17 protein-coding genes and 1 pseudogene are annotated in these 16,616 nt (G+C 61.6%); 11 read left to right on the forward strand and 7 right to left on the reverse strand.

All coding sequences use genetic code 11. The features are described 5' to 3' along the window. The first annotated feature begins 16 nt into the window (after nucleotides 1–16). Nucleotides 17–943: a FecR family protein gene (locus tag ACLH0J_RS15885; protein WP_411392751.1), complete on the forward strand. Its 927-nt coding sequence runs from the start codon at nucleotides 17–19 to the stop codon at nucleotides 941–943. Nucleotides 944–1,164: 221 nt separating this feature from the next. On the opposite strand, the gene ACLH0J_RS15890 is transcribed toward ACLH0J_RS15885, so the two are convergent. The 4 genes and pseudogenes from ACLH0J_RS15890 to tssI form a co-directional block, all read right to left on the reverse strand. Further along, nucleotides 1,165–1,356: a hypothetical protein gene (locus ACLH0J_RS15890; RefSeq protein WP_411392752.1), complete on the reverse strand. Its 192-nt coding sequence runs from the start codon at nucleotides 1,354–1,356 to the stop codon at nucleotides 1,165–1,167. 338 nt (nucleotides 1,357–1,694) lie between these two features. Then, nucleotides 1,695–2,429, reverse strand: coding sequence for a hypothetical protein (locus ACLH0J_RS15895; protein WP_411392753.1), 735 nt, complete (start codon nucleotides 2,427–2,429; stop codon nucleotides 1,695–1,697). A gap of 195 nt (nucleotides 2,430–2,624) precedes the next feature. After that, nucleotides 2,625–3,455, reverse strand: a complete 831-nt coding sequence (locus tag ACLH0J_RS15900) for a hypothetical protein (RefSeq protein WP_411392926.1) — start codon at nucleotides 3,453–3,455, stop codon at nucleotides 2,625–2,627. Next, nucleotides 3,379–4,602 (reverse strand): annotated as a pseudogene (gene tssI, locus ACLH0J_RS15905) (type VI secretion system tip protein TssI/VgrG); the annotation flags it as partial. The pseudogene tssI and the gene ACLH0J_RS15900, both read right to left, overlap by 77 nt. Before the next feature lie 19 nt (nucleotides 4,603–4,621). On the opposite strand from tssI, the gene ACLH0J_RS15910 reads away from it, so the two are divergent. Beyond that, nucleotides 4,622–4,843: a hypothetical protein gene (locus ACLH0J_RS15910; protein WP_411392754.1), complete on the forward strand. Its 222-nt coding sequence runs from the start codon at nucleotides 4,622–4,624 to the stop codon at nucleotides 4,841–4,843. 112 nt (nucleotides 4,844–4,955) lie between these two features. Here ACLH0J_RS15910 and ACLH0J_RS15915 read toward each other — a convergent pair whose 3' ends face one another. Both ACLH0J_RS15915 and gspH read right to left on the reverse strand, forming a co-directional pair. After that, nucleotides 4,956–5,555, reverse strand: a complete 600-nt coding sequence (locus tag ACLH0J_RS15915) for a type II secretion system protein GspJ (RefSeq protein WP_411392755.1) — start codon at nucleotides 5,553–5,555, stop codon at nucleotides 4,956–4,958. Next, on the reverse strand, nucleotides 5,552–6,004 hold the full coding sequence (gspH, locus tag ACLH0J_RS15920) for a type II secretion system minor pseudopilin GspH (protein ID WP_411388040.1): 453 nt from the start codon (nucleotides 6,002–6,004) through the stop codon (nucleotides 5,552–5,554). The genes ACLH0J_RS15915 and gspH overlap by 4 nt, the downstream gene beginning before the upstream one ends. 93 nt (nucleotides 6,005–6,097) lie before the next feature. Here gspH and ACLH0J_RS15925 point away from each other — a divergent pair, with 93 nt between their 5' ends. Continuing rightward, nucleotides 6,098–6,529, forward strand: a complete 432-nt coding sequence (locus ACLH0J_RS15925; RefSeq protein WP_411388041.1) for a type II secretion system protein N — start codon at nucleotides 6,098–6,100, stop codon at nucleotides 6,527–6,529. Here the strand turns inward: ACLH0J_RS15925 and gspI are convergent. After that, the gene (gene gspI / locus ACLH0J_RS15930) at nucleotides 6,516–6,881 is read right to left on the reverse strand and encodes a type II secretion system minor pseudopilin GspI (protein WP_411388042.1); all 366 of its coding nucleotides are present in this window, start codon (nucleotides 6,879–6,881) and stop codon (nucleotides 6,516–6,518) included. The genes ACLH0J_RS15925 and gspI overlap by 14 nt on opposite strands. Nucleotides 6,882–7,029: 148 nt before the next feature. Here gspI and gspG point away from each other — a divergent pair, with 148 nt between their 5' ends. The 8 genes from gspG (at nucleotide 7,030) to ACLH0J_RS15970 (ending at nucleotide 16,469) form a co-directional block, all read left to right on the forward strand. Then, nucleotides 7,030–7,479 carry a type II secretion system major pseudopilin GspG gene (gene gspG / locus ACLH0J_RS15935; RefSeq protein WP_411388043.1) on the forward strand — a complete coding sequence of 150 codons (450 nt, stop codon included), beginning with the start codon at nucleotides 7,030–7,032 and terminating at the stop codon, nucleotides 7,477–7,479. 8 nt (nucleotides 7,480–7,487) lie between these two features. Then, nucleotides 7,488–8,366 carry a type II secretion system minor pseudopilin GspK gene (gene gspK / locus ACLH0J_RS15940; RefSeq protein ID WP_411388044.1) on the forward strand — a complete coding sequence of 293 codons (879 nt, stop codon included), beginning with the start codon at nucleotides 7,488–7,490 and terminating at the stop codon, nucleotides 8,364–8,366. After that, nucleotides 8,363–9,433, forward strand: a complete 1,071-nt coding sequence (gene gspL / locus ACLH0J_RS15945; protein WP_411388045.1) for a type II secretion system protein GspL — start codon at nucleotides 8,363–8,365, stop codon at nucleotides 9,431–9,433. Before gspK ends, gspL begins: the two co-directional genes overlap by 4 nt. After that, nucleotides 9,426–9,938, forward strand: a complete 513-nt coding sequence (gene gspM, locus ACLH0J_RS15950; RefSeq protein ID WP_411388046.1) for a type II secretion system protein GspM — start codon at nucleotides 9,426–9,428, stop codon at nucleotides 9,936–9,938. The genes gspL and gspM overlap by 8 nt, the downstream gene beginning before the upstream one ends. Next, a complete protein-coding gene (gene gspD, locus ACLH0J_RS15955) occupies nucleotides 9,935–12,253 on the forward strand; it encodes a type II secretion system secretin GspD (protein ID WP_411388047.1) in 2,319 nt (772 codons plus the stop codon). The genes gspM and gspD overlap by 4 nt, the downstream gene beginning before the upstream one ends. 124 nt (nucleotides 12,254–12,377) lie before the next feature. Next, the gene (gspE, locus tag ACLH0J_RS15960; RefSeq protein WP_411388048.1) at nucleotides 12,378–13,796 is read left to right on the forward strand and encodes a type II secretion system ATPase GspE; all 1,419 of its coding nucleotides are present in this window, start codon (nucleotides 12,378–12,380) and stop codon (nucleotides 13,794–13,796) included. Then, nucleotides 13,796–15,004 carry a type II secretion system inner membrane protein GspF gene (gene gspF, locus ACLH0J_RS15965; RefSeq protein ID WP_321143461.1) on the forward strand — a complete coding sequence of 403 codons (1,209 nt, stop codon included), beginning with the start codon at nucleotides 13,796–13,798 and terminating at the stop codon, nucleotides 15,002–15,004. The genes gspE and gspF overlap by 1 nt, the downstream gene beginning before the upstream one ends. Nucleotides 15,005–15,275: 271 nt before the next feature. Then, complete coding sequence (locus ACLH0J_RS15970) at nucleotides 15,276–16,469, forward strand: substrate-binding domain-containing protein (RefSeq protein ID WP_411388049.1); 1,194 nt, start codon at nucleotides 15,276–15,278, stop codon at nucleotides 16,467–16,469. The last annotated feature ends 147 nt before the right edge of the window (nucleotides 16,470–16,616 follow it).

A 16,616-nucleotide genomic window follows, 5' to 3' on the forward strand; every position in this document is an offset into this window, starting at 1 on the left:
GTGAGTATGTGCGCGCTTGAATATTTTTAGCCTCTGTGCCACCCGGCAATCCGCCGCCAGCCCCCTGCACGATGAAGCCCGCGACTGGCTGCTCCTGCTGACCTCGGGCCGCGCCACCGTGGCCGACGCCAAGGCCCTCAAGGCGTGGTGCGCCCAGAGCCCCGAACATGCCCAGGCGTTCGAACAGGCCAAGCGCTTGTGGCAACAACTGGCACCGGCCGCCGAACGGGTCTCACAGCCCCGCCAGTTTGGCCGGCGCGCGTTCCTTGGTGGTGCAATCGCCGCCTCGGCGGCCCTGGTGATGGTGCAGGTCGGCTCCCCCGGCGGCTTTGCCGGCCTCACGGCGGACTATCGCACTGAAGTCGGCGAGCAGCGGCAAGTGCTGCTCAGCGAAGGCATCAGCCTGGAACTCAACACACAGACCCGCGTCAGCCGAGTGGGGCAGGGCATTGAACTGCTCGAAGGCGAAGTCGAAGTGCTCGCCCATGTCGCGCAGCCGCTCAGGGTCCAGGCCGGCGAAGGCGCGGTAAGCGCCGCCCAGGCGCGGTTCAACCTGCGCAATACCGACCAGACCGTGTGTGTGACCTGCATCGACGGCTGGCTGTCGGTGGACGTCGCCGGCCGCAGCGTGCGCCTGGAGAGCGGCCGGCAACTGACCTATGGCGCTGGCGGCATGGGCGAACCCGTGGTGGTGGACACCCAGGCCGTCGTGGCCTGGCGCGAACAGATACTGGTCTTCAACAACGCCACCCTGGCCACGGTGGTGGACGAGATCAACCGTTACCGGCCGGGGATGCTGGTACTGCTGAACAAGCAACTGGGCCAACGCCGCGTGCAGGCGCGGTTCAGCCTGCAGCAATTGGCGGGGGTGGCGTTGTTGATTCGGGATGCGTACGGGGCCAAGTGCACGGAGTTGCCGGGGGGGGTTGTGTTGTTGAGTTAGGCTCTGTACGAAAAGCCTTGATACTCGGTGATGCTGCGTTGAAAACAGCCTCGGAAGGCTCATTTACAACCCGTAAAGTCGAGCGCGACTCCGACCGTTCCTCGGCTGTTTTCGCCGTGTCTGAACTTCATCTCAATACTTCTCATACAGAGCCTTGGGAGTGTTCGTTCCGCCGTTTGATGTGTTTGAACGGCGCGTTTGACGAGTGGACATCAAATGAGTTATTTCTCAAGTATCCTAATTAAATGCAGTTTGTTATCTATAAATTCATAATGCCGCTGCCTATTGTACTGACCTATTTCTTCACCACGCATACCAATCTCTGGGTCAGCTGAAACGCCAATAATAATTAATAATCTACTGTCTGGTTTAGATATGAAGGCAAACGGAGCAGTACCGTCCTCTTTAAACATCATAGAATCCCTGTGTTTTATGTGGTAAGTGCATATCCAAAATCGTTATAAATCACCCATTTGATTTCTCAGCAGGAAAGTCCCTGCTCAAGCGCTCAACTCTATGAGCACTCAAATATGCCTTGATGAGCTCATGATTTTTCTTAAGCCAACTTGGTTTTTTGCCCGCGTATAAAAAGCTTCATATTGAATACCCTTTAGACCGAGTCCCGAATGCTGGACTGGCCACGCACCTGCGCACATCGGCCACACCATCAATGCAACTACTGCCGCTTTATTAAATTTGCTTTCCTTTATGTTATGCCATGCACCAAAACCCACCAATAAATACACTGAAGTCAATGCCCAAACTCAACATCCAGCGATATCTTCACACAGCATCCAGCCGCGTATTTTTTGCCTCTTGCAGTTTCATATAAAACAGATATCCATCCGGCCGAAATAGATTCTTGCCTTACTTTATCACCCCGAATTAAATACATTTTTGTAGGCGTCGCAACGTTCATTGATGAGTATATAAATGCCTTATGAAGAACTGCCAGTTCTGGCAGAACATCACTCGTCCAATGTCTATACCTCTCTGACTTTAATTCGCTGATAATTACGCTGCGCGTCTTGTACGGGTATGTATTAACTGGTGTACCGCCTTCATCACGATAATTTACAACGTCAGCACCGCTTCCAAAATAGTCAGTTAGTTTCTTGTCGAAATTAAGATTATTACCTTCTATATGGAAAACCATCACGCTAAAATAATCACTGCCATAGCTAACGCCAGTAAATGCGCGAATAGGCGCGCTATGAATTATTACAAGTGCCTTACTGCCCGATTCAACATCTGCCCAAAAAGCATCTTGTACTTCGCCAGGCCCCGCAACATACGGCAATCTGGCGATAAGTTTTTTAGTTCCAGTAGAATAGTCAATAAAGCTCAGTCCTATTCCCATTTCCGGGTTTGGCTTTCCCTCGTCTTCAAGAACCACAACTGGGCCAAAGACTAAAAAGCCTCCATCGACTGGCAGCGGAGAATATGATGCACCGCCTTCATTTGTTTCACATGCATAAGTATGCATTGCACAAAGGAGTGGTAAAAAATAGTACTCGTAAAAAGCTCAAAAAGACATTCATTCGGTGCGCTTTCCAGGCTGAACTCAGGTCAATCATGAAAACCTTCTCATCATCAACAACCATCCGCATTCTCGCATTGAATCCAACCACGAACCTCTTTTCCTTTTGAGGTTTTATATATGACTGACAACCAGCCCGCTTCAACAGATCAGACTCTCTCTGAAAGCAGTGAATCTCTGCGTTTCATGCTTCCCCTGACCAAGCAAATGAACTATCTGTGAACATGTATCTACACCATACTTAGGAAAAAGCTCATTAGCCCTTAAAACAAATTCGCTAAGAAATGTATCGGCAATGCCACTGATCGCGACTTTCTTCATCATCTCTACTGTGAGTGCGATATTTTTACCGCATGCTTTGCAGATTAACGATGTGGGTATAGTCGACATTGCGCAAATAAAAATAACAGGGTTAAAACTCCAGATTATCTCCGATCCAACGTCAATACTTTTCCACCAAGCAAGATGTTCAATCCGTTTTTTCTCAGATAACCAAATCGCATTTGGCTGCTCTGGCGTATGCCCCATCAACTCATCCAACGCATTCCATTTTTCTGCGCTATAGAACCATTCACTTTCACACTTAATCACTAGCTGCGAAATAGGCTGCGAAAACCAAGGTTTAGCCAAAGCCCCCCGAATCTCCGCCAGCGTCAGTTTTTCATTCTTATCGGTATCAACGATGCTATACAGCCGCTCCTTCAGCGGCCCGCTGGTAGAAGCGTTAGCCTTGGGCAGAAATGTCTCTTTTTCAGAATCTTCAAGTTGATTGAGGTCGTGAAGATAAGCGGCCAGGTTCTCTTCGTTACTCACACGTTCTTCAATAAAGTCGAAACCTTCCCATTCAAAAGGCGAATGGCGCGATAACACGGTATCCGGCTCCGCAAACCAACCGTCAATCCCATTTCCGTCCGAGTCCCCTAACAGACCATCCAGACGCCACCAATATGTATAGGTAGTAACCCCGGCCATCACCACTGGCACCTTGATTTCTTCTCAGCCGGCAATGCTTCCAAAACGCCCACTCCATCAAACTCCCCGCCTTATCCCTATCCGCCGCCCCCGGCAACACCGGCGATTTGATCCCGATCCCCGTCCCATTCCCCACTGAACCGCCCGCATTCACCTTCACCTCCGGCCCCATCACTGCGATCCCACCCACATCCACCTTGATAAAACTGCCCCCGGCTTTCACCGTGAGTTCCATCCCGGCGTCGATGACGATCTTCTCGCCGGCCTTCAGGTGAATTTCGTTTCCCGCGCTCACCAACTGCGCCGTGCCCACCTTGATGTGCTGGTTTTTTGCGATGGTCAGGTGGTCGTCCATGCGCACTTCAACCTTGCGGTCGGCGTGGGTGATGCGGTGTTCTTCGGCCTTGAGTTCGGTGTAGGCGTTCTGCTCGACCGTGTCGTGGCGTTCGTTGCCGACGCGGATTTTCTGGTCGTGTTCGATGTTTTCATCCCAGTCGCGCTGGGCGTGCAGGAAGATTTGTTCCGCCCCTTTTTTGTCGTCCCCGCCTCCTTCGCGGTCCCAGTGGAATTGCACTTTGACGCGGCCGTACTCGTCGCAGTGGATTTCTTCGCCTTTAGGGCCGGTGACCACTGCGCTTTGGCTGCCGAGGATGCGCGGTTTGGGATGTTTCAACGGCGGGCGGTAGAACACGTCCCACGGGGTGGCAAGAAAACGGTTGCGGTAGCCCTGGTGGAAATCGTCTTCGCTGGTGATGGATTCTTCCAACACTTGAGGCTGTTTGCCTTCATGGCTGACTTGGGTCAGCAGCCACCGGTCGTTCCAGGCTTTGCGCGGGTGATCGGAGAGTTCGAGGAAGTGGCCACTGGTCAACGTGGTCTGGTCGCCCCAGCCCTCTGCCTGCTGATAGTCGGCACGGTGGCGCTCGACGGCGCGTTGGCTGAGGACGTTTCCACGGTCGCGAGTAAGAAAGCGGCCTGGGTAGTCGTAGTCTTCAAGGTCCGGGCCGGGGTCATCGCCGTGGGGTTTGTAGTCGGCTTTTTCGCTGACCAGTTCGAGGTCGAAGCGATAGGGTTGGCTGATGCCTTCGGTGCCGGTGAACGAGAGGACTTGCAGGTCGCCGGTGAAGTTTTCGAGGGTGAGACTGAAGTGGGTCTGGTTGGCCGCTGTGAACATCCCTTTTTTTCCTGCTGTCTTGAAAAAATACGCCGTCGGGGACGGGCTTATATTCAAGCGGCATGCCAAAAAAATAATTGCTATTGAGGACAGTGGCTTAGCGGCGAAAGAGGTGGAAAAACCGCTTTTTTGCACGGAAAAGGAGGGAAAAGTGCGCAACTTCTTGCACAGTGGTGTGCAAGAAGTTGCGCACTTGGCTACAGGCCTTGAATGACAAGGCTTGCAGAGGATTCAGGGGGTGATTTTCAGCTTTTCACTGTGCAACTTTTTGCCATGTAGGGGGTGGGATGAAAACGGGTTTCTGTAGCGGGCGACCGGGTAAAAAACTACCAGAGCGGCCCCACCACCTGCCGATACCGTTCCACCCCCTGGGGTGTGTCCCTTACCAGGCTGATTTCCAGCCCCAACGGATCTTCGCGGTGGTTCCCGCTCAACTGCCGCCATCCCTTGTCCGCTTCCCACACGCGCACCTGTACATCCCTGACCCCGCTCAACACCACCACGCCATCCTTCGCCGCCGGTAACGGGAACCGGTTCCTTGCAGGGGCGGCGGCGCGATACAGGCTGTCGCCCTTGAGCCACCAGCGCACCCGTTGCAGGCCATCTCCCGCGACGGGGGCGCTACGGATCACGTCCAGCCGAAAGCCTTTGCTGTCGGAACTACGCACAGTCACGGCTGCCAGCCCTGTTTCTTTGCTGGCATCGTCTCGCGAGTTCAGTTCGACGCTGGCCCTCAGGCTGATATCGCGCTGCATCTGGTTCAGCGCGCGCAGCAGTGCTTCGGTCTGTTCGGTGCTGGCCTGCAGGTGTTGATCGGCGCGGGTCACACTGTCGAGTCCGCGCCAGGCGATCACGCTGACCAGGGCCATCAGCATGATCGCCACCATCACTTCGATCAGGGTGAAGCCTTGCTGGGAGGTGTTCATGGTGGGGTCACCACGCGCATCAAGCCTGCGGTGTCGCGTTGCAGGCTCAGGCTGTGTTGGCCGTCGGACAGCACCACCCGCAGCGGTGGGTTGATCCATTCCGTGTCGAGTACCAGGGTTTGGCGCGGTTCGATGTTGACCTGCATCGGCGTGCTTTCCCATTGGCGCGGGCGCAGTTGGGCGTCGTGCGCGAAGGTGTCGACGCCGCTGCCGTCGTCGCTGCGGCGGTTGAAGCGAAAGCCCTTGGCGTCGGCGCGCCAGGTGATCGGGCGGCCATCGGCGCGGGCTTCGGCCTGGGCGATTTGCAGCAGTTGGCCGAGGCGCTCGGCGTCTTTGCGCAGCAGGTGCAACGGATCGGGTTTGATCGTCAGGCTGATGGCGGCGCTGGCGATGCCGATGATCACCAGCACCACCATCAGCTCGATCAGGGTGAAGCCTTGCTGTTTCATCGTGTGGCCTCTGGAGAACCGGGGAGCTTGTGACATAAAAACGTGCGAATGGGTCGGTACGCTGTGGCGATGGACAAACAGGAGGTCCTGCCCATGTTCTTTACCTCGCGTTTTTCGCCGGCCCACGGCGTACAACTCGTCGCGTTGCTGGCGGCGGTGGCGGGTGCGGTGATCTGGACGCCGCTGCTGCTCACCTCCGCCGAATCCCACACCCCACCGGTCGCGCCCCAGGCCCTGGCGGCGGGTAACGAAAACCCGGCGCTGCAATGGTTCTCCAACGTGCCGACGGCGCTGCAGGTCAAGGTCTCCGGCGTGCTGGCCGGGGCGCACGGGGCGGTGGCGATCCTCAGCCTCAACGACGGCCCGCCGCGCAGTTTTCTGTTGGGCGAGCGCCTCAGCCCCGGCGTGCGCTTGACCGCCATTGAAGGCGACGGCGTGGAGATCGAGCGCGGCGGCGAGAAGCAGCGCGTGAAGCTCGACACGTTGCCCCAGGGACCGGTGCTGCCGCGCCTCACTCGGCCCTGACCTGCGTCGCCAGCCTTGCCAGCGGCGGCGCTTCGTGGCTGGCGTCGAGCACTTGCACATCGACCTGGAATAGCGGCCCATCCGCACTGAGGGTTTGTTCGCAACGCAGTTTCAACCGGCCTTGATCGCATTCAAAGGTCCTCTTGCCGCTGCGTAAATGCCCCTCCAGGCGCAGTTCCGCCAGGCGACTCTGCGCCGCCAGCAGCGCCATGGACTTGTCCCGCAGCAAGCCGTTGCTCTGGGTCATCAACCCGGCCACGCGCACGGCCGCCGCCATGGCCACGGCGATGATCGCCAGTGCCACCAGCACCTCGATCAGGGTAAAGCCTTGCTCCTTGCGACGGCGATACATGGCGCTCTCAAAGCCGGGAAACAGGCCCGCAGACTAGCGCCGGCAGTTGACCGATTGGCGACTGAACCTCCCGAGCATTTTCAATACGACTGACATGTGTTCTTGCAACACTGCGCCACGAAATGCACTCAAGCCGAGGAATGTCGAGATGGATATCGCGCGCCTAACATCCCCATTGCCAGGCCCTCGCGGCCAGCGTGGTTTCACCCTGATCGAGATCATGGTGGTGGTGGTCATCCTCGGGATCCTGGCGGCGATGGTGGTGCCCAAGGTGCTCGATCGGCCGGACCAGGCGCGGGCCACGGCGGCCAAACAGGACATCGGCGGGTTGATGCAGGCCTTGAAGCTCTATCGCCTGGACCACGGCACTTACCCGAGCATGAACCAGGGCCTCAAAGTGCTGGTGGAGCGCCCGGCCGATGCGAAGAACAGCACCTGGCGCGCCTACCTCGACCGCCTGCCCAACGACCCCTGGGGCAACCCGTATCACTACCTTAACCCGGGCGCCAATGGTGAGGTCGATGTGTTCTCCCTCGGTGCCGACGGCCAGCCCGATGGCGATGGCGTAAATGCCGATATCGGCTCCTGGCAGTTGTAAGGCGCGCCATGAAACGGTATTCGCCCACAGCGGCGAAGCAGCGCGGCATGGCGATTATCAGCGCCTTGCTGATCGCGGCGGTGGTGGCGGTGATGGCGGGCGCCATGCTCACGCGCCAGACCGTGTTCACCCGCGGCCTGGAAGCCGAGCAACTGCGCATCCAGGGCCAATGGCTGTTGCAGGGCGGCCTTGAACGCAGCCAGCAGTTGCTCTGGGACGCGCGCCAGAAGGACGTGCTGACACGCCTCGACCAGCCCTGGGCCCGCGCCCAGACCGGCGTGTTCGAGGGGCGGCTGGAAGACGAGCAGGGCAAGTTCAACCTGCGCAACCTGGTCAATCGCCAGCAGCCGGATACCGAACAATTGCAGAGCTTCGAGCGCCTGTGCCGGCTGATCGGCGTGGACCCGGCCGTGAGCCGGCGTATCAGCCAGCGGGTGATCGCGTCCTACCCGCAGAACGGCTTGCCTGCCCGCTACCCGATGTTGCGCAGCCTCGATGACTTGAGTGGCCTCGAAGGCCTCGACCCGCTGATGTTGCAGCGCATGCAGCGCTACATCAGCGTGTTGCCCGGCCAGACCTGGGTCAACGGCAACACCGCCAGCGCCGAAGTGCTCAGCGCGGTGGTGCCCCAGCTCAGTCTGGCCCAGGCTCACGGGCTGGTAGCCGAGCGCGACAGTGGGCGCTGGTTTATCAATCGGGGGGATTTCGTCAACCGCTTGCAGTTGCCCCAGGTCGCGGTGGATACGGTGCAAGTGGGCATCACCAGTGAGTGGTTTCGCTTGCAGGGCCAGGCGCGGCGCGAACAGCGGCGGGTGACGATCGACGCGCTGTTGCAGCGTCCTGAAGCCGGCCAGCCCAAGGTGATCTGGTCGCGGGTGGGCGTATGAAACGCTTGCGCATCGGTTTGCCGCCCCTGGATCAACTGAGCATCGACAGCCGCGTGACCTTCGCCTGGCTGGAGCGTGGCGTCGTGGTGGATGAGGGGTTCGCCAGCCTGGCGCAGCTGGGCAAGCAGCGTCAGGCACTCGACGCCTTTCTGCACCCCCGCGACAGCCTGCTGACCAGCCTCGAGCTGCCGCCATTGCCGGGCGCGAAAACCGCCGCCGCTGTGGCCTGTGCGGCGCAGGCACTGATCCTCGGCCCCGTGGAAGCGATGCATGTGGCCTACGGCCCGCGCGAAAGCGATGGGCGTGTGCACGTGGGCTGGGTACCCAAGGCCGGGCTGGAGCGGTTGGCCCAGGTTTTGGCGCAGGTGCCGCTCAAACTGCACGGCCTGTATCCGGCGCCCTATGCCTTGCCGGTGGGCGCGGCGGCGTTGCACGACGGCTATCTGCTGACACGCGACAGCCTGCAACAAGGCGCCGTGCACCCGTTGGGGTTGCAGGCGCTGGATGTATCGCTGGTGGAGATAACGCGGCGTTGGAGCGGCCCGGTGCCCGGCTGGGGCTTGCACGCACGCCTTAGCCAAGCGCCCAGCGGCGGCTGGGGCCGGGCGCTGGCCTGTGTCGCGCTGGCGACGGCCATCTGGACGATCGGCCTGAACCTGTACGCCGCCCGTCAGGCGGACGAAGGCCAACGGCTCAAGGCGTTGATGAGCCAGCAGGTGCGCCAGGCATTTCCTGAAGTGCCGGTGGTGCTCAACCCCTTGCAGCAGGCCCGCCAGCAACTGGCCGCGCGCCAGAGCGGCGCGGCGGCCGACACCGGCCAACGTTTCAGCAGCCTGCTGCAACTGGCGGGCAGTCACTTGCCGTTCATGGTGGGCAGCGTCGACAGCCTGACCTTCGAGCAAGGCCGCTTGCAGTTGGCACTACTCGCCGACAGTCGCCCGCCCACGACGCCGGGCGACTGGCAGGCGGCGCTGGCCCAGGTCGGTGTAGCCGCCGAACGCGACGGGCATGCCTGGCGTTTCGGCCCGGCCCAGGTTGCCGAGAAAGCGCAGGCCGGCGATGAATAGCGTTCAGCGTTTGCGCAACCGAGCCCAGGCGTTCTGGCGGGGTCTGGCCCCGCGCGAAAAGCACTTGCTGATCGGCGCCGGGCTGGTCCTGGCGAGCCTGTTGACCTGGCTGGTGCTGGTGCAGCCGGCGTTGAAAAAGATCACCTACTGGCAGACCGAAACCCCCAAGTTGCGCGCCCAGGCCGCGGCCTTGCAGGTGCTGTTGCAGGGCGTCACCGCGCCTCGGCCCGCCGACGAAGCCGGGTTGCGCCAGGCCCTGGATGACGCCGGCCTGCACGGGCATTACCAGGTGCAGGCGCTGGACGCCGGCGCCTGGCGCCTGAGCTTCGACAACGCGCCGGCCGACGCGGTGGTGGGCTGGCTGCTGGGCAATCCCCGTTCATTTGCTTTGGAGGTGTCCGAGGCGCGTTTGCAGCGCACCCCGGACGCCATCAACCATTCGGCCGGCACTGTGTCCGGGACCGTTCGCATGGATCAGGCGCTTGGCGCTAAGGACGCTTCATGAAGTGGTCAGTCCCTAATCACGCGCCTTTTCGCAAGGTCGCGCCGTTGTTGCTGCTGGCGTTGAGCGCGTGCAGCACCCCCGGGCCCAAGACGCCGTTGCTGGTGGACAGCGAACTCGGCCAGCCGCTGGCCGATACCCGCCGCAGCGGTGAAAGCCTGTTGGATCGTCAGCGCGAAGACACCCCGAAGGCGCGCCAGCCGCACCCGGTGACCAGCAGCGCCCGTGGCCACGCCCCGGCGCCCATCAAGGCGCGCAACCCCCTGGGCGACCAGCCGGTGCAGCTCAATTTTGTCGACGCGGACATCCAGGCGGTGGTGCGTGCGTTGTCCCGCGCCACTGGCCAGCAGTTTCTGGTGGACCCACGGGTGAAGGGCAACCTCACCCTGGTCAGCGAAGGCCAGGTGCCCGCGCACCAGGCCTATGACATGTTGCTGGCGGCGCTGCGCATGCAGGGTTTCAGCGTGGTGGATGTGGGGGGTGTGGCCCAGGTGGTGCCGGAGGCCGATGCCAAGTTGCTCGGCGGGCCGATGTACAGCGCCGGCAGCAGCGGCATGCAGACTCGCACCTTCCGCCTGCAGTACGAGAATGCGGTGAACCTGATCCCGGTGCTGCGGCCCATCGTGTCGCCGAACAACCCGATCAACGCCTACCCCGGCAACAACAGCATCGTCATCACCGACTATGCGGAAAACCTCGCACGCGTGGCCCAGATCATCAACGGCATCGACACCCCCAGCGCCATCGACACCGACGTGGTCAGCGTGCAGAACGGCATCGCCGTGGACATCGCCGCGATGGTCAGCGAGTTGCTCGAAACCCAGGGCGCCGACCAGACCCAGAAGATCAACGTGATCGGCGACCCGCGCTCCAATTCGATCATCATCCGTTCCGGCAGCCCCGAACGTACGGAACTGGCGCGCAACCTGATCTACAAACTCGACAATGCCCAGAGCAACCCCAGCAACATGCATGTGGTGTACCTGCGCAACGCCCAGGCGACCAAGCTCGCCCAGTCGCTGCGCGGGCTGCTCACCGGCGAGAGCGATGCCGGGGTGAGCGACGAGGCCCGTGGCAAGCTCAGTGCCATGGGCGGCAACAGCAAGACCGGCCAGGGCACCGGCAGCGCCCAGAACAGCAGCGGCACGTCCACCGGCAGCGTCGCGCAGTCGGGCTATGGGCAAACCAGCGGTGCCAGTAGCGGCACCAGCAGCGGCAGCACCGCCAGCGAGCCGGACACCGCCTTCAGCGCCGGCGGCGTGACCCTCCAGGCGGACGCCACCACCAACACCTTGCTGATCTCCGCGCCGGACCCGCTGTACCGCAACCTGCGCGAAGTGATCGACATGCTCGACCAGCGCCGCGCCCAAGTGGTGATCGAAAGCCTGATCGTCGAAGTGGGTGAGGACGATGCCACCGAGTTCGGCGTGCAATGGCAGGCCGGTAACCTGGCGGGCAGCGGTGGGTTTGGTGGGGTCAACCTCGGTGGCAGCGGCCTGGTGAGCACTGGCAAGACCGGCATTGACGTACTGCCCAAGGGCTTGAATATCGGCGTGGTCAACGGCACCGTCGACATCCCGGGGATCGGCAAGGTGCTCGACCTCAAGGTGCTGGCCCGGGCGCTCAAGAGCAAGGGCGGCACCAACGTGCTGTCCACGCCCAACCTGCTGACCCTGGACAACGAAGCGGCGAGCATTTTCGTCGGGCAGACCATCCCGTTCGTTACCGGCAGCTACGTGACCGGCGGCGGGGGTACCAGCAACAACCCGTTCCAGACCGTGCAGCGCGAAGAGGTGGGGCTCAAGCTGAACGTGCGGCCGCAGATCTCCGAAGGCGGTACGGTGAAGCTGGATATCTACCAGGAGGTCAGCAGCGTGGACACGCGCACCTCGGTGGATGCGGGCACGGTGACCAACAAGCGCGCGATCGACACCAGCATTCTGTTGGACGACGGGCAGATCATGGTGCTCGGCGGGCTGCTGCAGGACGGTTACAGCCAGAGCAACGATGCGGTGCCCTGGCTTTCGAGTATCCCTGGGTTGGGCGCGTTGTTTCGCAATGAAAAGCGCAGTGTGAGTAAGACCAACCTGATGGTGTTCTTGCGGCCCTACATCATTCGCGACAGCGGCGCGGGGCGCAGTATTACCTTGAACCGCTATGAGTTCATGCGTCGCGCCCAGGGTGGGCTGCAGCCGGAGCACAGTTGGGCGATGCCGGATGTGCAGGCGCCGCAGTTGCCGTCGGTGGAGAAGGCGATTCCGCAGCAGCAGGGGCCCAGGGCGGTGATCCGCGCGGTGCCGGTAGGCACACGACCATGAGCCATGTGGGAGGGGGCTTGCTCCCGATAGCGGTGTGTCAGTTTCACATGGGGCAGCTGATACACCGCTATCGGGAGCAAGCCCCCTCCCACCGTTGCACGGCGATCAATCAGGAGGCTGTCTCTTGAGCCTGCTCCCCTACGCCTGGGCCAAATCCCAGCGCATCCTCCTGCGCCCCGGCGAGGAGGGCATGTTGCTCACCGTCTGCCCCTCGACCCCCGGCTGGTCGATCAGCGAAGTGCAGCGCCAGTTCGGCCAGTCCCGGCTCCAACAGGTGCGCGACGACGAACTCGACGGCCTGCTGGCCAGTGCCTACGCCGATACCGGCAGCGCCGCCGCCGTGGTGGGCGCCGCTGAAAACGAGGTGGACCTCGACCGCCTGATGCAAGACATGCCCGAGATCACCGACCTGCTCGACACCCAGGACGGCGCGCCGGTGATTCGCATGATCAACGCCTTGCTGACCCAGGCCGCCCGCGATGAGGCCAGTGATATCCATATCGAGCCCTACGAAACCCATTCCGTGGTGCGCTATCGCGTCGACGGCACCCTGCGCGACGTGGTGTCACCGCGCAAGGCGCTGCATGGCGCGCTGGTGTCGCGGATCAAGATCATGGCCCAGCTCGACATCGCCGAAAAACGCTTGCCCCAGGACGGTCGCATTGCGTTGCGCGTGGCGGGGCGGCCAATTGATATTCGCGTGTCCACGGTGCCCACCGGGCATGGCGAGCGCGTGGTGATGCGCTTGCTCGACAAGCAGGCCGGGCGTTTGCAACTGGAGACCCTGGGCATGGAGCCGCAGTTGCTGGCGCGCCTCGACACCCTGATCCGCCAACCCCACGGCATCGTGCTGGTCACCGGGCCCACCGGCAGCGGCAAGACCACCAGCCTCTACGCCGCCCTGGCGCGGCTGGATGCGAGCACCAGCAATATCCTCACCGTCGAAGACCCGGTGGAATACGACCTGCCGGGCATCAGCCAGATCCAGGTCAACGCCAAGATCGACATGACCTTCGGCCTGGCCCTGCGCGCGATTCTGCGCCAGGACCCGGACATCATCATGATCGGTGAAATCCGCGACCTGGAGACCGCGCAAATCGCGGTGCAGGCCTCGCTCACCGGGCACTTGGTGCTCGCCACCCTGCACACCAACGACGCGGTGTCGGCGGTCAACCGCCTGGTCGACATGGGCGTCGAACCGTTCCTGTTGGCCTCGTCGTTGTTGGGCGTATTGGCCCAGCGCCTGGTGCGCCGCCTGTGCCCCCATTGCAAGCAGGAAGACCCGGCCGCGCCCGGCACCTGGCGCCCGGTGGGCTGCGCGCAGTGCAACCAGATCGGCTACAGCGGGCGTACCGGTATCCATGAGTTGTTCTGCGTCGACGACGCGGTGCGCAGCCTGATCCATCAGGGCGCCAACGAACAGGATCTGCGCGTGGCCGCGCGTCGCGCCGGAATGTTCAGCCTGCGTGAAGACGGCGAGCGCTGGGTGCGCAGCGGCACCACCGCGACCGAAGAAATCCTGCGCGTGACACGGGACGCCTGATGAATCGCTATCGTTATGAAGCCGCCGATGCCACTGGCAAGGTCGAGGCCGGGCATGTGGAGGCCGACAGCCAGAGCGGGGCGTTCGCCGCGTTGCGCAGTCGTGGCCTGACCGCGCTAATGGTGCAGGTCGAAGGCAGTCAGCACAGCGCCGGCGCCAGCCTGTTCAGCGCCAAGCTGTCGGACAACGACCTGGCCTGGGCCACGCGGCAACTGGCGAGCCTGCTTGGCGCCAGCCTGCCATTGGAAGCGGCGCTGAGTGCCACGGTGGAGCAGGCCGAGAAAAAACACATCGCCCAGACCCTGGCCGCCGTGCGTGCCGATGTGCGCGGCGGCATGCGCCTGGCGGATGCGTTGGCCGCACGGCCACGGGACTTTCCGTCGATCTACCGCGCGCTGATCGCGGCGGGGGAGGAGTCCGGTGACCTGGCCCAGGTCATGGAGCGCCTGGCCGACTACATCGAGGAGCGCAACAACCTGCGCGGCAAAATCCTCACGGCCTTTATCTACCCTGGCGTGGTGGGGCTGGTGTCCATCGGCATCGTGATTTTCCTGCTCAGCTACGTGGTGCCCCAGGTGGTCAGCGCGTTTTCCCAGGCGCGCCAGGACCTGCCGGGGCTGACCCTGGCGATGCTCAACGCCAGTGACTTTATCCGCGCCTGGGGCTGGCTGTGTTTTGCCGGGATCGTCGGCAGTTTCTGGGGCTGGCGCCTGTACCTGCGCGACCCGGTGGCGCGCTTGAACTGGCACAGCCGCGTGCTGCGCTTGCCACTGATCGGGCGCTTCGTGCTGGGCCTGAACACCGCGCGCTTTGCCTCGACCCTGGCGATCCTCGGCGGTGCCGGCGTGCCGTTGTTACGTGCCCTCGAAGCGGCACGCCAGACCCTGTCCAACGAGCGCCTGAGCCAGTGCGTCAACGACGCCACCGCCAAGGTGCGCGAAGGCGTCAACCTGGCTCCGGCGCTGGCGGTGGAGAAGGTGTTCCCGCCGGTGCTGATCCACCTGATCGCCAGCGGCGAAAAAACCGGCTCGCTGCCGCCGATGCTCGAACGCGCCGCGCAGACCCTGTCGCGGGACATCGAACGCCGCGCCATGGGCATGACTGCGTTGCTGGAGCCGCTGATGATCGTGGTGATGGGCGCGGTGGTGCTGGTGATCGTGATGGCGGTGCTGTTGCCGATCATCGAGATCAACCAACTCGTTACCTGAATGTCTGCAATTAAAAATGTGGGAGGGGGCTTGCCCCCTTCCACATGGGGGCGCCAAACCGCTCAAAATCATGACCGAAACACCCGAGAATCTTTTTAAAAATCAAGCCCTTCCTCCCGAGGTTTTTTCCTTTTGCTGTCATCGGATGCTGCGAAATTACCTACCCATGGCCTCACCCCTGCCACCCCCGGAACACGGCCTGGACCGAAGCCATGGCGTCATGCAAGAGCCCTCTACCCAAACGTACAAACACGACGAAAGGAGATTCTTCATGTTTAAGCGCAACGTTCTCGCGGTATCCATGACCCTCGCTGCACTGTGCTCGGCACAGGCTGCAATGGCTGACATCAACGGCGGTGGTGCAACCCTGCCTCAGCAGCTGTATCAGACTGCCGGCGTACTGACGGCCGGTTTCGCCCAATACATCGGCGTGGGCAGCGGTAATGGCAAGGCCGCCTTCCTGACCAACGACTACACCAAGTTCGTGGCCGGTGTGACGAACAAGAACGTGCACTGGGCCGGTAGCGATTCGAAGTTGAGCGCAACTGAACTGTCGACCTACGCCACCAACAAACAACCGACCTGGGGCAAATTGATCCAGGTGCCATCGGTGGCGACTTCGGTTGCCATTCCGTTCAACAAGGCCGGCGATGCAGCGGTTGACCTGAGCGTTCAAGAGCTGTGCGGTGTGTTCTCCGGCCGTATCACTGATTGGGGCGACATCTCTGGCGCCGACCGTACCGGCCCCATCACTGTGGTTTATCGCAGCGAAAGCAGCGGCACCACCGAGTTGTTCACCCGTTTCCTCAATGCCAAGTGCAATGCAGAAGCCGGTACCTTCGCGGTCACCACCACCTTCGGCACCAGCTTCTCCGGTGGCCTGCCGGCCGGCGCCGTTTCTGCCGCGGGCAGCCAGGGTGTGATGAATGCCCTGGGCGCCGCCGAAGGCCGTATCACCTACATGAGCCCTGACTATGCTGCTTCCACCCTGGAAGGTCTGGACGACGCTACCAAAGTCGCTCGCGTCGGCAAGGACGAAGCGCAGGGCGTTGAAGGTGTGTCGCCAGCGCCAGACAACGTTTCTGCCGCTATCGCACTGGTACCGGTTCCTGCAACGAGCCCAGCCAGCGTGCGCGCCAACCAGGACAACTGGGTACCTGTGTTTGGCAAAGACGGTGTCACCGGTGTTCAACCTTACCCAGCGTCGGGCTACCCGATCCTGGGCTTCACCAACCTGATCTTCAGCCAGTGCTACGCCAACGCCGGCCAGACCGGCCAAGTGCGCGATTTCTTCACCAAGCACTTCGGCGCAACCGCCAACAACGACGCCGCCATTTCGGCCAACCGTTTCGTGCCGCTGCCTGCTAACTGGAAAACCGCCATCACCGACACCTTCGTGACCTCCACCAGTGCCTTGAGCATCGGCAAGTCCGACGTCTGCAACGGTATCGGTCGTCCGCTGTAACCCAAGCGCTCAACGACCCGCAACACCCGATCAGCAACGGCCTGTGCCGTTGCTGATTTTTGCGTTTGTACGGTTTTTCGATCCGTTACCAGGCCTTTATGAACTTTGCATGACAGAAGTTCAGTCCCGTCCCTCGCCAACCGCCTA

Source organism: Pseudomonas sp. MPB23 (assembly GCF_046605395.1).
Lineage (GTDB): Bacteria > Pseudomonadota > Gammaproteobacteria > Pseudomonadales > Pseudomonadaceae > Aquipseudomonas.

Coding starts and splice junctions, on each gene's coding strand:
- ACLH0J_RS15970 (WP_411388049.1), top strand. CDS start 15,276: ATGTTTAAGCGCAACGTTCTCGCGGTATCCATGACCCTCGCTGCACTG.
- gspD (WP_411388047.1), top strand. CDS start 9,935: ATGAAGTGGTCAGTCCCTAATCACGCGCCTTTTCGCAAGGTCGCGCCG.
- gspK (WP_411388044.1), top strand. CDS start 7,488: ATGAAACGGTATTCGCCCACAGCGGCGAAGCAGCGCGGCATGGCGATT.
- ACLH0J_RS15925 (WP_411388041.1), top strand. CDS start 6,098: ATGTTCTTTACCTCGCGTTTTTCGCCGGCCCACGGCGTACAACTCGTC.
- gspF (WP_321143461.1), top strand. CDS start 13,796: ATGAATCGCTATCGTTATGAAGCCGCCGATGCCACTGGCAAGGTCGAG.
- gspG (WP_411388043.1), top strand. CDS start 7,030: ATGGATATCGCGCGCCTAACATCCCCATTGCCAGGCCCTCGCGGCCAG.
- gspH (WP_411388040.1), bottom strand. CDS start 6,004: ATGAAACAGCAAGGCTTCACCCTGATCGAGCTGATGGTGGTGCTGGTG.
- ACLH0J_RS15915 (WP_411392755.1), bottom strand. CDS start 5,555: ATGAACACCTCCCAGCAAGGCTTCACCCTGATCGAAGTGATGGTGGCG.
- ACLH0J_RS15900 (WP_411392926.1), bottom strand. CDS start 3,455: ATGGCCGGGGTTACTACCTATACATATTGGTGGCGTCTGGATGGTCTG.
- gspL (WP_411388045.1), top strand. CDS start 8,363: ATGAAACGCTTGCGCATCGGTTTGCCGCCCCTGGATCAACTGAGCATC.
- gspM (WP_411388046.1), top strand. CDS start 9,426: ATGAATAGCGTTCAGCGTTTGCGCAACCGAGCCCAGGCGTTCTGGCGG.
- ACLH0J_RS15895 (WP_411392753.1), bottom strand. CDS start 2,429: ATGCATACTTATGCATGTGAAACAAATGAAGGCGGTGCATCATATTCT.
- gspI (WP_411388042.1), bottom strand. CDS start 6,881: ATGTATCGCCGTCGCAAGGAGCAAGGCTTTACCCTGATCGAGGTGCTG.
- ACLH0J_RS15890 (WP_411392752.1), bottom strand. CDS start 1,356: ATGTTTAAAGAGGACGGTACTGCTCCGTTTGCCTTCATATCTAAACCA.